This is a genomic window from uncultured Bifidobacterium sp. (assembly GCF_959020155.1).
Taxonomy (GTDB): Bacteria; Actinomycetota; Actinomycetes; order Actinomycetales; family Bifidobacteriaceae; genus Bifidobacterium.
On the sequence record NZ_CAUERC010000003.1, the window covers coordinates 49,411 to 62,052 of the forward strand.

Consider the following 12,642-nt stretch of genomic DNA (forward strand, 5'->3'; position numbering starts at 1 on the left):
GGGTGGTGTGGCGTCTGGGTACGCCCGTTGCACCTGTCATCCGGTCATAAAGTCATGAATCTTTCCGAACATATGAAAAGACCCGCATGCTGCGATTGCAGATACGGGTCTTTTGGTGAAGCTTAGCTTCTGTGCACTCAGGCAACGACCGCCGGATCAACCGGGACGCCCGGGTTCATCGTGGAGGTGATGGTCGCCTTGGTGACGTAGCGGCCCTTCACGGTGGACGGCTTCAGACGCTTGACTTCGTCGGCCACAGCCTTGAAGTTCTCGTCCAGAGCCTGCTCGGTGAAGGACATCTTGCCGATGAGGAAGCTCAGGTTGCCGTTCTTGTCGACACGGAAGTCAACCTTGCCACCCTTGATGTCCTTGATGGCCTTGGTGACGTCCATGGTCACGGTGCCGGTCTTCGGGTTCGGCATGAGGCCACGCGGACCGAGCACGCGGCCGAGGCGGCCGACCTTGCCCATCATGTCCGGGGTGGCGACGACGGAATCGAAGTCAAGGAAACCGTCGGCGACCTTCTGCACGAGGTCGTCGTCACCGACGATGTCGGCGCCAGCCTCGAGAGCTTCGGTGGCCTTCGGGCCACGGGCGAAGACGAGGACCTTGGCGGTCTTACCGGTGCCGTTCGGCAGGTTCACGGAACCGCGGACCAGCTGGTCGGCCTTGCGCGGATCCACGTTCAGGCGCAGCACGGCCTCAACGGTCTGGTCGAACTTGTACTCCGGCATGCTCTTGAGGAGAGCGATGGCTTCGTTGGCGGTGTAAAGGTTGTTGCTATCGACCTTTTCGGCCGCTTCGCGATACTTCTTGGAACGCTTTACCATTAGTCCTTCTCCTCTCAGTCGGTAACCGTGATACCCATCGAGCGGGCGGTGCCCTCGATGATCTTCATGCCGGCTTCGACGTCGCGTGCGGACAGATCAGCCATCTTGATTTCAGCGATCTCACGGACCTGAGCCTTGGTGACGGAGCCGACCTTGTGGGTCAGCGGGTTCTCGGTACCCTTCTGGATGCCAGCGGCCTTCTTCAGCAGAGCTGCTGCCGGCGGGGTCTTCAGGATGAAGGTGAAGGAACGATCTTCGTAAACGGTGATCTCGACAGGGATGACCTGACCCATCTTGTCCTGCGTCTGGGCATTGTATGCCTTGCAGAAGTCCATGATGTTCACGCCATGGGAACCCAGAGCCGGGCCCAGCGGCGGAGCCGGGTTGGCCTTGCCGGCCTGAATCTGGAGCTTGAGAAGCGCCGAGACTTTCTTCTTAGGAGCCATTGTATGGTTCTTCTTTCTGTGAAGCGGTGGTTAACGGCACCGGAGTAGGTCTCCCGCGTCCGGTTCCTTCCGCAACGTATATTGCTGTGCTGTGCTAGCAGGTGCCGCCGCCTTGTTCAGGCACACGAGACCCTCCAGACACAACTTTTCTATTATGCGATTCCGCCACGACATTGCGCGCACGGCAATACATACAAAGAAACCCCGCCGAAGCGGGGTTCAAAAGAATCACGATTTCAGGTTCCTGAATGGGTGTGACGCGTGCGGTAGCAAGGCGCCCAAGCGCAGGCGTACCAAGGTGCGTCAAGCTTGGAGCAACGCAGCTAACGCTCCGTCATGCACGTTCAGGCTAATTTTTCAACCTGGTTGAAGCCTAGCTCCACCGGCGTGTCACGGCCGAAGATGGACACGAGCACGGTGAGCTTCTGCGTGGACGGATCCACTTCGGAGACAACCGCGGCCATGGTGGTGAACGGTCCATCGGTGACGGTGACCTGATCGCCAGGAGCGTAGGAGACCTCAAGCTTGCGCTTCTTGGCTGCGGCCGGCTTGTCTCCGGCGGCCTTGAGAGCTTCGGAAGCGATCATCGGAGCCATCATGGAGACGACTTCCTTGCGGGTCAGCGGTGCCGGATCCTTGGTCGGGCCGACAAAGCCGGTGACGCCTTCGGTCTCGCGGACGATACGACGGGCGTTCTCATCCGGCAGCATGCGGATCAGCACATAGCCGGGGACACGCACGCGGGTGATGACCTTCTTGCCTTTTTCAGTGTGCTTTTCGACTTCCTCCATCGGCACTTCGACCTGGAAGATCTTGTCTTCCATACCGAAGCTGGCCACGCGGGATTCGACGTTGGTCTTCACGCGCTTCTCATAGCCAGAATAGGTGTGCAGCACATACCACTTGCCTTCAAGCGTGCGCAGGCTCTTGGAGAATTCCTCGACGGCCTTGGCACCGGCATCCTGCTCAGTGTCTTCATCCTCAGTGGTTTCCGCGGTCTGCTCTTCCGGAGCGTCCTGCTCGGACTGGGCCTGCTCATCGGTCGCCTGATCGGCGGCGACGGCCTGGACGGCCTCGCCTTCGGCCGGCAGCGCCTCAACAGCGGCAGCAGCCTCGGTATCAGCCTTGGAAGCCTCGTCGAGGTTGTCGGAAAACACTTCGTCAGTCATGCACTTTCACCTTCAAGTTGTTTATCAGCCGAATATCCACAGGGTCAGCTTGCCCAGACCGTAGTCCATGCCGGTGACCAGTGCCATCAGCAGCAGCACGAAGATAAACACGGCGAGGGACCAGAAGAACAGTTCCTTGCTGGTCGGAGTGACGACCTTGCGGAGTTCGTCGATAATCTGTTTGATGAACAAGCCAATGCGCATGAAGATGTTCGGCTTAATGGCCTTCTCGCTGTTCTTCGCCTTCGCCATAATAATCCTCCGCTGGGCTTGTTGTAAGAAGCTTGGCAGGGAAGGCGGGACTCGAACCCACAACCTACGGTTTTGGAGACCGTTGCGCTACCAATTGCGCCACTTCCCTAGGTGAACTCTGCCGTCTCCACTTGCCGGCGAGGATTCTATGCAAAACCACGCAAGAAGCAGACGGCAAAACCGCCAAGTCGAAATAATAGCGGGTTTTCGCGACTTCGTCCAACCCGATTCACGACGAATCGCAAGAAACCGCTATTTTCCAACGAAAAAAAGATTCGCGCCCGGCATGTCACCGAAGCGCGAATCGCTAAAAATATCGTTTATCAACTGAACTTTTCGTCAGTTGAGCGCGGGGCCGGTCGGCTCAGTCCTCGACCCAACGCTTCATGCGACGCATGCCTTCGACCAGATCGTCGTCGGCAAGCGCGTAGGAGAAGCGCAGGTAGCCGGGAGCGCCGAACGCCTCGCCCGGGACGGCGGCGACATGGCCTTCGTCAAGCAACGCGGCGGCCAGTTCGGACGTTTTGGCGAACGTGGTCTTGTTGGTGCCGAGCGGCTTGTTCAGCAGCGCGGTCACGTCGGCGAACGCGTAGAACGCGCCGGTCGGGGTCGGGCAGTTCACGCCTTCGATGTCGTTCAACGCGGCGACGATGGTCTGGCGGCGCTTGTCGAATGCGGCGCGCATCTCGTAGACGGCGTCCAGGGAGCCGGAGACGGCTTCGATGGCGGCACGCTGGGAGATGTTGTTCACGTTGGAGGTCATGTGGCCCTGCAGTTTGGATGCGGCCTTGGCCACGTCCACGGGGGCGATCATCCAGCCGACGCGCCAGCCCGGCATGGCGTAGGTTTTGGCCACGCCGTTGAGCACGAGCAGCTGGGAGCGTACTTCGGGCACCGCGGCGCCGATGTACGTGGTTTTGGCGCCGTCATAGTTCAGGTGTTCGTAGATTTCGTCGGAGATGACCCACACGTGGTGTTCGATGGCCCACTGCGCGATGGCCTTGACGGTTTCCGGCTTCCACACCGCGCCCGTCGGGTTGTTCGGCGTGTTCACGATGATGGCCTTCGTGTGTTCGGTGCGCGCGGCCTCGATGTCCTCGATGCTCGGCTCGAAGTTGCGGTCGGCGCCGGCGAACACGGTCACGGGCACGCCGCCGGCGAGCTTCACGGCTTCCGGATAGCTGGTCCAGTACGGGGTGGGGATGATGACCTCGTCGCCCTCGTTGAGCAGAATCTGGAACGATTCGTAGACGGCCTGCTTGCCGCCGTTGGTCACGATGACCTGGCTTGGGTCGACTTCGTAGCCGGAGTCGCGCAACGTCTTGTCCGCGATGGCCTGGCGCAGTTCCGGTAGGCCGGCGGTCGGCGTGTAACGGTAGTTTTTCGGGTCCTGCACGGCCGCGGCCGCGGCCGCGACGATCGGTGCGGGGGTTGGGAAGTTCGGTTCTCCCGCGCCGAACCCGATGACGTCGATTCCGGCGGCCTTCATTGCCTTCGCCTTGGAATCGACGGCCAGGGTAGCGCTCGGAGCCACGTGATTGATACGGTCGGATAGAGTCTGCCAGTCAGCCATAGTCATGCCTGTAATGCTAGACCTGCCACGCGAAAAACGACAGCCCCACGACACACGTCTATTTCGCCGCGAACGCTTCGCTTGAAGCGAAATCGATGGCCTAACCACACCTTTTGCACTGGTTCAGACCAGTACGAGATTGTCGCGGTGCACCAGCGGATGCGCGTATTCCTCGCCGAGGAAACGCTTGAGCTGGGCCGTATTGCGTCCTAGCATCTGCGGGATCTCCTCGGAGTCGAAGCCGACCAGGCCCTTGGCCAAATGGTTGCCCTGCTCGTCGTCAACCCAGACGGCGTCGCCGGCGGCGAAATCGCCCTTCACTTCCACCACGCCGGCCGCAAGCAGGCTGGCCGCTCCCCCGCGCACCGCCTTGGCCGCGCCGGAATCGGCCACCAGCGTGCCCTGCGGGTGGGAGGCGAAGCCGATCCACAGCCTACGTGACGAACCGCGGTCGTTGATCGGCGCGAACGCGGTGCCGACCGGATCGCCCATCATCGCGGGACCTGCGTTCGACGCGCATGTCAACACCGCGGGAATGCCGGACACCGCGGCGACGCGCGCGGCCTCCATTTTGGTGACCATGCCGCCGGTGCCGACGTTCGAGCCGGTTCCGCCGACCTGAACCTTCGCCAGCGCGTCCTCGACGTTCGGCACATAGGAGATGCGCTTCGAGCCGGGCTCGCTTGGCGGCGCGGTGTACAGCGCGTCCACGTCGGTGAGCAGGACGAGCGCGTCGGCGACGACGATGTTGGCGATGAGCGCGGACAGACGGTCGTTGTCGCCGAACCGGATCTCGTTGGACGCGAGGGAATCGTTTTCGTTGATGATCGGCACCGCGCCCAAGTCGAGCAGGCGGTCGAGCGTACGGCGCACGTTGCGGTACTGCTGTGGGGCGATCGTGTCGGAAACGGTGATGAGGATCTGTCCGACACGCAGCCCGTACCGTGCGAAAGCGGCCTCGTACTGGGCCATCAGCAGGCCTTGGCCGACGGCGGCGCACGCCTGCTGGTCGGCCACGTCGGTCGGACGCTTGTCGAAACCGAGCGTGCCGAAACCGGCCGCGATCGCGCCGGAGGAGACCAGCACCACGCGGCCGCCCATCAATCGCACGCGGGCGATGGCCGCCACAAGCGCGTTCAACCGTTGCGGATCCAAGTGGCCGCTCGGCTCGGTCAGCGAGCTGGAGCCCACCTTCACCACGATGGTCTGCGCTTCGGCGATGGCCCTGCGCACTTGCGCTTGCGATGGCGTGTTCATAGTTCCTCCCGGTACCGTTACCGGCTATTGAAAAAGCCCGCCGACATGCCATCGGCACATCAGCGGGCTTCGTTGGATGGTTCTATTGTTCCACATCCTCGTCGTCGGCGGTCTCGCCACGTCCAAAAAGACTGGTTTCGTCGTGACGGTCGTCGTCCACGGAAGGATCGGCCCAGTGTCCTGCCTTGCGTTCGGCCATCATGGCTTCGCGCACGGCCTGACGGGCGTCCATCATCTCGTGATACTGGCGACGGCGTTCCGTGTTGGAACGACGCTGCGCACGACCATCCGATTCCTGCAGTCGCAGGTCGACGCCGCGTGCGCCCAACTGGGTGCCGTCGAGCATTTCCGCGCCGGCCGCGATGGTCGGATCCCAATCGAATTCCACGGCACGGTCGCCACGGCCGATGCGCACTTCGTCGCCTGGCTTGGCGCCCTTGTGTCGCAGCTCGTCTTCGACGCCCAGCTTGGCCAGACGGTCGGCAAGGTAGCCGACGGCCTCGTCATTATCGAAGTTGGTCTGCATGACCCAACGTTCCGGCTTGGTGCCGAGCACCTCGTACCAGACTTCGCCGTTGCCGTTCTCCTTGCGTTCCACGGTGAAGTCGAGCGCGTTGCCGCCTTCGTCGTTACGGCGACGGCGATTGCGCGGCTCCTCGAGCGGCTTGATGACCACGCGGGCCTCTTCCTCGGCCTGCTCGCGTTTGGCGACTTCCGCACGCATGTTGGTCACGAGGTCGGCCAGCGCCCAGTTGAGTTCCTTCAGGCCCTCGTGGGAGGCGGTGGAGATAATGCAGACCTTGAGGCCGAGCTTTTCGAATTCGGGCTTGACGAATTCGGCGAGTTCCTTGGCTTCCGGCACATCCACCTTGTTGAGGATGATGATGCGCGGACGTTCGGGGATCGGAATCGCGCCGAGCGGCAGTTCGAGCTTGCCGGCGTATTCGGCGAGCTCGTGTTCGAGCGCCTGGTAGTCGCTCATCGGGTCGCGGCCGGGTTCGAGGGTGGCGCAATCGATGACGTGGGCGATGATTTCGGTGCGTTCGATGTGGCGCAGGAATTCGAGGCCGAGGCCCTTGCCCTGGGATGCGCCCGGAATCAGGCCCGGTACGTCGGCGATGGTGTAGCGCATGTCGCCGGCCACCACTACGCCGAGGTTCGGCACGAGCGTGGTGAACGGATAATCGGCGATCTTCGGTTTGGCGGAGCTCATCGCCGCGATCAGGCTCGACTTGCCTGCGGACGGAAAGCCCACCAGCGCCACGTCGGCGATGGACTTGAGTTCGAGGATGACGTCGCGTTCCTCGCCCGGCTCGCCCAGCAGTGCGAAGCCCGGCGCACGACGGGTGCGATTGGCCAGCGCCGCATTGCCGAGACCACCGTTGCCGCCCGCGGCCACGACGAACTTGTCTCCCGCGTGACGCAGGTCGGCAAGCTGCTCGCCCGGATGCTTCGGCTTGCCCTGCGGTCCCTTGGCTTCGAACACGACCGTACCCACCGGGACGGGCAGAATCAGGTCGGCGCCCTTCGAACCGTCCTTCGTGTCGCCCAGGCCCATGGTGCCGCTTTCCGCCTCGCGATGGGGCATGAAACGGTAGTCGAGCAGACTGTTGGCGTTCGAATCGGCCATGAAGATCACGGAACCGCCGTCGCCGCCATTGCCGCCGTTCGGACCGGCCAACGGCTTGTATTTCTCCCTACGGATGCCGGCGGAACCATTGCCGCCGTCGCCGCCCTTGACATGGACGGTCACTCGATCCACAAAATCACTCATGTATCTACCTTACATAGCAGAAAGACCGCGTCCATAACGGGCGCGGTCTTTCATCAAAAAGCGTTATTTGCGCGTGTCTCAGGCGGCAATCACGTCGACGACCTTGCGGTCACGACGCACGCCGAACTTCACACTGCCGTCCTTGAGGGCGAACAGGGTGTGGTCCTTGCCCATGCCGACGTTCTCGCCCGGGTGGAACTTGGTGCCACGCTGACGAACGATGATGTTGCCGGCCACGACGGCTTCGCCGCCGAACTTCTTCACACCGAGGTATTGCGCGTTTGAATCGCGACCGTTGCGCGAGCTGGACGCGCCCTTCTTATGTGCCATGTCTGTTCCTTTCGGTCCTTGACTCTAACCCTGCGCCAATCAGGCGATAGCCGTGATCTTGACAGCGGTCAGCTGCTGGCGATGGCCCTTGCGACGAGCAACGCCGGTCTTGTTCTTGTACTTCATGATGCTGATCTTCGGGCCCTTGGCCTCATCGTTGACAACCTCAGCCTTGACACTGATGTTGGCGAGATCCTTGGCGTTGACGGTGACCTTGTCACCATCCACAACGAGAGCGACCGGGAATTCCACGGTGTCGCCCTTCTTGGCGTCGAGACGGTTGACGAGGATGACGTCACCGACCTCGACCTTTTCCTGATGGCCGCCGGCCTTCACAATCGCGTACATATCCGTTCCTTTATTAACTTGGAAAGCTTACTGCCCGGCACGTTCGAGCCTCGCGGCCAGACACCAGCAATCTAATCTACACATACCCGCGTACAACCGCAAGTCTGCTCCCGGCGTGTCAGGTTGACATACCGGGATTTTCCTTTATTCTTCTTGTTCTTCCTCGCCCAGGTCCGCATTGTTGGCGGCCACGGCTGCCGCCGCGATCTGCGCGAGTTTGGCCTTCACGTCCGGCGAGGAGCCCTTCGGCACCTGCACGTCCGTGCCATGGCCATGCTTGTTGGTCTTGACGAACGGATCGCCGCCCTTCAGGGCGTACGGATCGTCGTAATCCGCCGAAACGGTCGGTTCGTCATGGAGGATGAAGCCGCGGCCCTTGCAGGTCGGGCATTCCTCGGAGAACGCCTCCACCAGACCCTGGCCGATGCGCTTGCGCGTCATCTGCACCAGTCCCAGCGAGGTGACTTCGGCCACCTGATGCTTGGTGCGGTCGCGCGCCAGGCACTCCACCAGTCGGCGGAGCACCAAATCCCTGTTGGCCGGCATGACCATGTCGACGAAGTCGATCATCACCATGCCGCCGATGTCGCGCAGACGAAGCTGTCGCGCGATCTCTTCGGCCGCTTCGAGGTTGCAACGGGTCACCGTTTCCTCGAGGCTCTTGCCGCGGCCGATGAAACGGCCCGTGTTCACGTCGATGGTGGTCATGGCCTCGGTGCGGTCGATGACGATCGAACCGCCGGACGGCAGGTAGACCTGACGTTCCATGCCCTTACGCAACTGGGAGTCGATCTGCCACTTGTCGAACACGTCCTTGCCGTCATGTTCGGCCGGATCCCACTTCTCGAGCTTGTCTTTCAGGTCGGGGGCCATCGTGTCGAGGTATTCCTCGATACGCTCGTACACGCGGTCGCCTTCCACGATCATCTTGGAGAAGTCGTCGTTGAAGATGTCGCGAACCACGCGGATGGCCACGTCCGGCTCGCCTTGCAGCAGCTTCGGACGCTTGCCGTGCAGGAACTCGTCGCGCTTGGCGGTGATGCGTTCCCACTGGCGCACCAGGTTCTCGAGATCCTTGGTGATGGCCTCTTCGGAAGCGCCTTCGGCCGCGGTTCGGATGATCACGCCCATATCCTTCGGCGCGATCTTCGACACGATGTTCTTCAGGCGGGCGCGCTCACGCTCGCTCAGCTTGCGGCTCACGCCGGTCATGCCGCCGGACGGCACCAGCACGAGGAAACGGCCGGCCAAGGTGACCTGCGAGGTAAGCCTTGCGCCCTTGTGGCCGATCGGATCCTTGGTTACCTGCACCAGCACCGGATCGCCCGACTTGAACGCCAGTTCGATACGACGCGGCTGGCCTTCCAGACGCGCGGAATCCCAGTTCACCTCGCCGGCGTACAGCACGCCGTTGCGGGCCTGTCCGATGTCCACGAACGCGGCCTCCATGCTCGGCAGCACGTTCTGCACGCGGCCAAGATAGATGTTGCCGACGGTGGCCACTTCCTGGATGTCGGACACGTAATGCTCGACGAGCACATTGTCTTCGATCACGGAGATCTGGGTGTGGCGCTCACGTTCGCGCACCACCATCAGACGCTCGACGTGTTCGCGACGGGCCAGGAAGTCCTGCTCCATGAGCTGGTTCTGACGGCTGCGTTCACGACGGTTGTCGCGGCGGCGCTGCTTCTTGGCTTCCAGACGGGTGGATCCTTCGACGTCGGTGATTTCGTCGATGTACTGCTGCTTGCGGGAGCGACGGGACATCGTCTCGTCCGATTCCTCGGCCTTCGACCCTCCACGGCGGCGGCGACGGCGACGGGTCACCGTGCCCTCTTCCTCATCGTCATCCTCATGACGGCGACGGGATTCGCGTTCGGAGGTCTGCTGCTCGTCGGCTTCCTCATGGTTGCCGCGTCCGCGACGGCGGCGACGAGTACGCGTCGGCTGCTCGTCATCATCATCGTTTCCATTGCGGGACTCGTCATCGATCGGCGCATACGTGATGCCATCGAGGACCAGGTCCTCCTCGATCTGCTCCACTTCGGCAGCGGCACGACGTTCCTGCGCGTTCAGACGACGGGAACGACGGGAACGACGGGAATCGCCATGATCATCGTCTTCGGCGTCGTTGTTGCGGTCATTGCCATCATCACGGCCGCGACCGTCATTCGAAGCGTCCGTGCGGTCCGTGTCGGCCGTGTCGTGGCTGCGACGGCGGCGGCGACGAGTCGGACGGTCATCGTCGCGGTCATCACGGCTGTCACGGGCATCGTCCGAACCTCTGCGGCCCGTATCGTCAGCATCGTCATCGTCGGACGATCCGCGGCCCGCGGGGGCGGCCGGCAGAATCGGCTCCTGGAACAGCAGCGACGTCATCGGACGCGGATTATGACGCGTCTCATGGCCTTCCGGCAGCGCGCTGACGGCGTCGAGCGCACGGTCTTCGGATGATTCGTCACGATTGCCACGATTGCCGTAATTGTCACGATCGTCACGGTCATCACGCGGCTCGTCGCTGATACGGCGACGGCGACGCGACGGGCGATCGTCCTCGTCCTGCACGTCCACGGAGGAACGACGGCGACGGCGCGGACGTTCGTCACGCATCTCATCGTCGTCATCGTAACGGGTCACGCGACGACGACGCGGACGCGACGGCTCGGCGTCATCGGCATCATTGAAATCGGCGGAATCACGCGCAGGCTGGACAGGCTCAAGCTTCGGTTCCTCAAACAAGGGGGCTTTGGCATGCTCCTCGACCTTCAGCTCCAAAGACGCGCCCGCGGCACCTACGCCACGCACCACGCGGCGACCTCCACGACGGCGGCGCGGAGCCGGATCGGCAGACACAGAACCCGCACTGCTTGCCGCATTATTGGTTGAATTATCGGATGACACAACAGCCTCGACCTGATCGAGGCCCTCATTGGTAGTAGGCACAACGCTCCTCGGCAACGCGCTGCAATCGCATCGCCTTCACTCAAGCCCCAACGGTTCTCACACCACGCTCTCACCGTGGCCGCGCATCATGGCGCCCGTAGGAAGCAACTTCCGTCAAAAGTCTTCATCATGCGACGGCGGACACCTGCGCTCGCGACTCACAGAACATTCACGCGAGGGGATCAACGCCATCGGATGCGTCGGCGGTCTTGCAGAACCACCGTCTATAAGTATGACACAAAAAACAACGGAGCGTGACAGGACGGGAAATTTATTCCCCCTACACGCTCCGTTTTCCAATGATTCGCGTTGACACGCCGTGAATGAACGTGCGCCGGCATAGTGGTTCAGCAGCGGTTCAACGGTGGACCAATAGTGGTTCTGCGGCAAGCCCGCGGCAGCGAATTACCGGCGATTCAACGGCAGCTCAGCAACGACTCAACGGCGATTCAACGCAGCCAGTCCTCCAGCAGGTCGGCCATGAGCAGCAGATCGGTCTCCGGCAGCTGCTCGTCCTGCTTGTGAGCCAGCAGCGGGCTACCCGCGCCGAGATTCACGGCCGGAATGCCCAGAATCGCGAAACGCGCCACATCCGTCCAACCCAGCTTGGCAAGCGGGTCACGACCGGTACGTTCCTTGACAAGCGATACCAGCGATTGGGCAAGCGGCGAATTGAGGCCCGGACGTGCGCTCGGCGATTCGTCCTTCATCTCGATGCCGAAGCCTTCGAACACGCCACCAGTGGCCTGATGCTCGCCGTTGCCGAGTTTCGCGCCCGCATCCGCGCCGATCATCAGCGCCTTCGCCTCGGCGAGCGACTTGTCCGGCGCGAACCGGTAGTTGACGTGCACACGGCACTCGTCGGGAATCACATTGGTACCCTTGCCGCCGGAAATCAGCGTGGCGTTCAGGCCCTCCTGATAGGTCAGGCCATCTACTTCGATGGCGCGGTTCTCATGTGCGTTCAAACGGTTCAGAATCTCGGCCGCCGCGTGGATCGCGTTCTTGCCCATCCAGGCGCGGGCCGAATGCGCGGCAACGCCGTGCGTGATCACGTCGAATCGCATCGTGCCGTTGCAGCCGCCCTCGATGCCGCAACCGGTCGGCTCGCCGATGATCGCGAAATCGCCGGTGATCCAATCCGGATGCGACTCGACCACCTTGCGCAGGCCGTTCTTCTCGGCCGCGACTTCCTCATGGTCGTAAAACACGTACGTCAAATCGTATTTCGCATCCGTCAGCGTGGCCGCCAGATACAGCATGACCGCGTCGGAACCCTTCATATCGGTGGCGCCACGACCCCAGATCACACGCTCATGCTCATGACCGGCCGCCACGTCCTCGCGAATCAGCGGATCGCCCGGCTGAAGCCATTTCGGCGGGAAATTGTCGATCACCGGCACCGTGTCGAGATGGCCGGCAAGAATCACGCGGCGCTCGCGGCCGAAATCGGTGGATGCCACCAATGTGTCGCCGTGCCTGCGCACCGTCAGATGCGGCTGTTTTTTCAAAAACACCTCGACGGCGTCCGTCAGCGGGCCCTCGTCGTCGCTGACGGAGTAGGCGCCCATGATCTGTTCCATCAGCTCGTTGAGCTGTTCCTGCTTGGTGGCGGAAGCGGAAAATCCAATCGTAAGTTCGTTCATGCCGTCCATTATCCGGCAAAAGCCGGTGACAATCGCATTTCGGGCGTGCTTTTGAGACGGTCGGCCATGCTGTC

11 protein-coding genes and 1 tRNA gene are annotated in these 12,642 nt (G+C 62.1%); all 12 read right to left on the bottom strand.

The window, feature by feature from the left end; all coding sequences use genetic code 11:
* Nucleotides 1-137: 137 nt before the first annotated feature.
* A complete protein-coding gene (gene rplA / locus Q5H31_RS01495) occupies nucleotides 138-830 on the bottom strand; it encodes a 50S ribosomal protein L1 (RefSeq protein ID WP_302457406.1) in 693 nt (230 codons plus the stop codon).
* 14 nt (nucleotides 831-844) lie between these two features.
* Nucleotides 845-1,276 (bottom strand): 50S ribosomal protein L11, encoded by a 432-nt coding sequence (gene rplK / locus Q5H31_RS01500; protein ID WP_302423735.1) that lies wholly within the window; start codon nucleotides 1,274-1,276, stop codon nucleotides 845-847.
* A gap of 344 nt (nucleotides 1,277-1,620) precedes the next feature.
* Entirely contained in the window at nucleotides 1,621-2,445 is an 825-nt protein-coding gene (gene nusG, locus Q5H31_RS01505; protein WP_011742767.1) for a transcription termination/antitermination protein NusG, read from the bottom strand.
* Between the two features lie 24 nt (nucleotides 2,446-2,469).
* Nucleotides 2,470-2,697 carry a preprotein translocase subunit SecE gene (gene secE / locus Q5H31_RS01510; RefSeq protein ID WP_003807764.1) on the bottom strand — a complete coding sequence of 76 codons (228 nt, stop codon included), beginning with the start codon at nucleotides 2,695-2,697 and terminating at the stop codon, nucleotides 2,470-2,472.
* A gap of 33 nt (nucleotides 2,698-2,730) precedes the next feature.
* Nucleotides 2,731-2,806 (bottom strand) — tRNA-Trp (locus tag Q5H31_RS01515).
* Nucleotides 2,807-3,061: 255 nt separating this feature from the next.
* The gene (locus Q5H31_RS01520; protein WP_195394185.1) at nucleotides 3,062-4,276 is read right to left on the bottom strand and encodes a pyridoxal phosphate-dependent aminotransferase; all 1,215 of its coding nucleotides are present in this window, start codon (nucleotides 4,274-4,276) and stop codon (nucleotides 3,062-3,064) included.
* Nucleotides 4,277-4,393: 117 nt separating this feature from the next.
* Complete coding sequence (gene proB / locus Q5H31_RS01525) at nucleotides 4,394-5,527, bottom strand: glutamate 5-kinase (RefSeq protein ID WP_003807760.1); 1,134 nt, start codon at nucleotides 5,525-5,527, stop codon at nucleotides 4,394-4,396.
* An 82-nt stretch (nucleotides 5,528-5,609) separates the two neighbouring features.
* Nucleotides 5,610-7,301: a GTPase ObgE gene (gene obgE, locus Q5H31_RS01530; protein ID WP_055054647.1), complete on the bottom strand. Its 1,692-nt coding sequence runs from the start codon at nucleotides 7,299-7,301 to the stop codon at nucleotides 5,610-5,612.
* A 78-nt stretch (nucleotides 7,302-7,379) separates the two neighbouring features.
* The gene (gene rpmA / locus Q5H31_RS01535) at nucleotides 7,380-7,631 is read right to left on the bottom strand and encodes a 50S ribosomal protein L27 (protein WP_003807757.1); all 252 of its coding nucleotides are present in this window, start codon (nucleotides 7,629-7,631) and stop codon (nucleotides 7,380-7,382) included.
* A gap of 39 nt (nucleotides 7,632-7,670) precedes the next feature.
* The gene (gene rplU, locus Q5H31_RS01540; RefSeq protein WP_302457407.1) at nucleotides 7,671-7,979 is read right to left on the bottom strand and encodes a 50S ribosomal protein L21; all 309 of its coding nucleotides are present in this window, start codon (nucleotides 7,977-7,979) and stop codon (nucleotides 7,671-7,673) included.
* Nucleotides 7,980-8,123: 144 nt separating this feature from the next.
* Nucleotides 8,124-10,922, bottom strand: coding sequence for an Rne/Rng family ribonuclease (locus tag Q5H31_RS01545; protein WP_302457408.1), 2,799 nt, complete (start codon nucleotides 10,920-10,922; stop codon nucleotides 8,124-8,126).
* A gap of 449 nt (nucleotides 10,923-11,371) precedes the next feature.
* Nucleotides 11,372-12,577 carry a succinyl-diaminopimelate desuccinylase gene (gene dapE / locus Q5H31_RS01550; RefSeq protein WP_179129909.1) on the bottom strand — a complete coding sequence of 402 codons (1,206 nt, stop codon included), beginning with the start codon at nucleotides 12,575-12,577 and terminating at the stop codon, nucleotides 11,372-11,374.
* Between the last annotated feature and the right edge of the window lie 65 nt (nucleotides 12,578-12,642).

Excerpts from the sequence above, each read along its gene's own strand:
- rplA (WP_302457406.1), bottom strand. The coding sequence starts at position 830 with ATGGTAAAGCGTTCCAAGAAGTATCGCGAAGCGGCCGAAAAGGTCGAT.
- rplK (WP_302423735.1), bottom strand. The coding sequence starts at position 1,276 with ATGGCTCCTAAGAAGAAAGTCTCGGCGCTTCTCAAGCTCCAGATTCAG.
- proB (WP_003807760.1), bottom strand. The coding sequence starts at position 5,527 with ATGAACACGCCATCGCAAGCGCAAGTGCGCAGGGCCATCGCCGAAGCG.
- obgE (WP_055054647.1), bottom strand. The coding sequence starts at position 7,301 with ATGAGTGATTTTGTGGATCGAGTGACCGTCCATGTCAAGGGCGGCGAC.
- dapE (WP_179129909.1), bottom strand. The coding sequence starts at position 12,577 with ATGGACGGCATGAACGAACTTACGATTGGATTTTCCGCTTCCGCCACC.
- nusG (WP_011742767.1), bottom strand. The coding sequence starts at position 2,445 with ATGACTGACGAAGTGTTTTCCGACAACCTCGACGAGGCTTCCAAGGCT.
- Q5H31_RS01520 (WP_195394185.1), bottom strand. The coding sequence starts at position 4,276 with ATGACTATGGCTGACTGGCAGACTCTATCCGACCGTATCAATCACGTG.
- rplU (WP_302457407.1), bottom strand. The coding sequence starts at position 7,979 with ATGTACGCGATTGTGAAGGCCGGCGGCCATCAGGAAAAGGTCGAGGTC.
- rpmA (WP_003807757.1), bottom strand. The coding sequence starts at position 7,631 with ATGGCACATAAGAAGGGCGCGTCCAGCTCGCGCAACGGTCGCGATTCA.
- secE (WP_003807764.1), bottom strand. The coding sequence starts at position 2,697 with ATGGCGAAGGCGAAGAACAGCGAGAAGGCCATTAAGCCGAACATCTTC.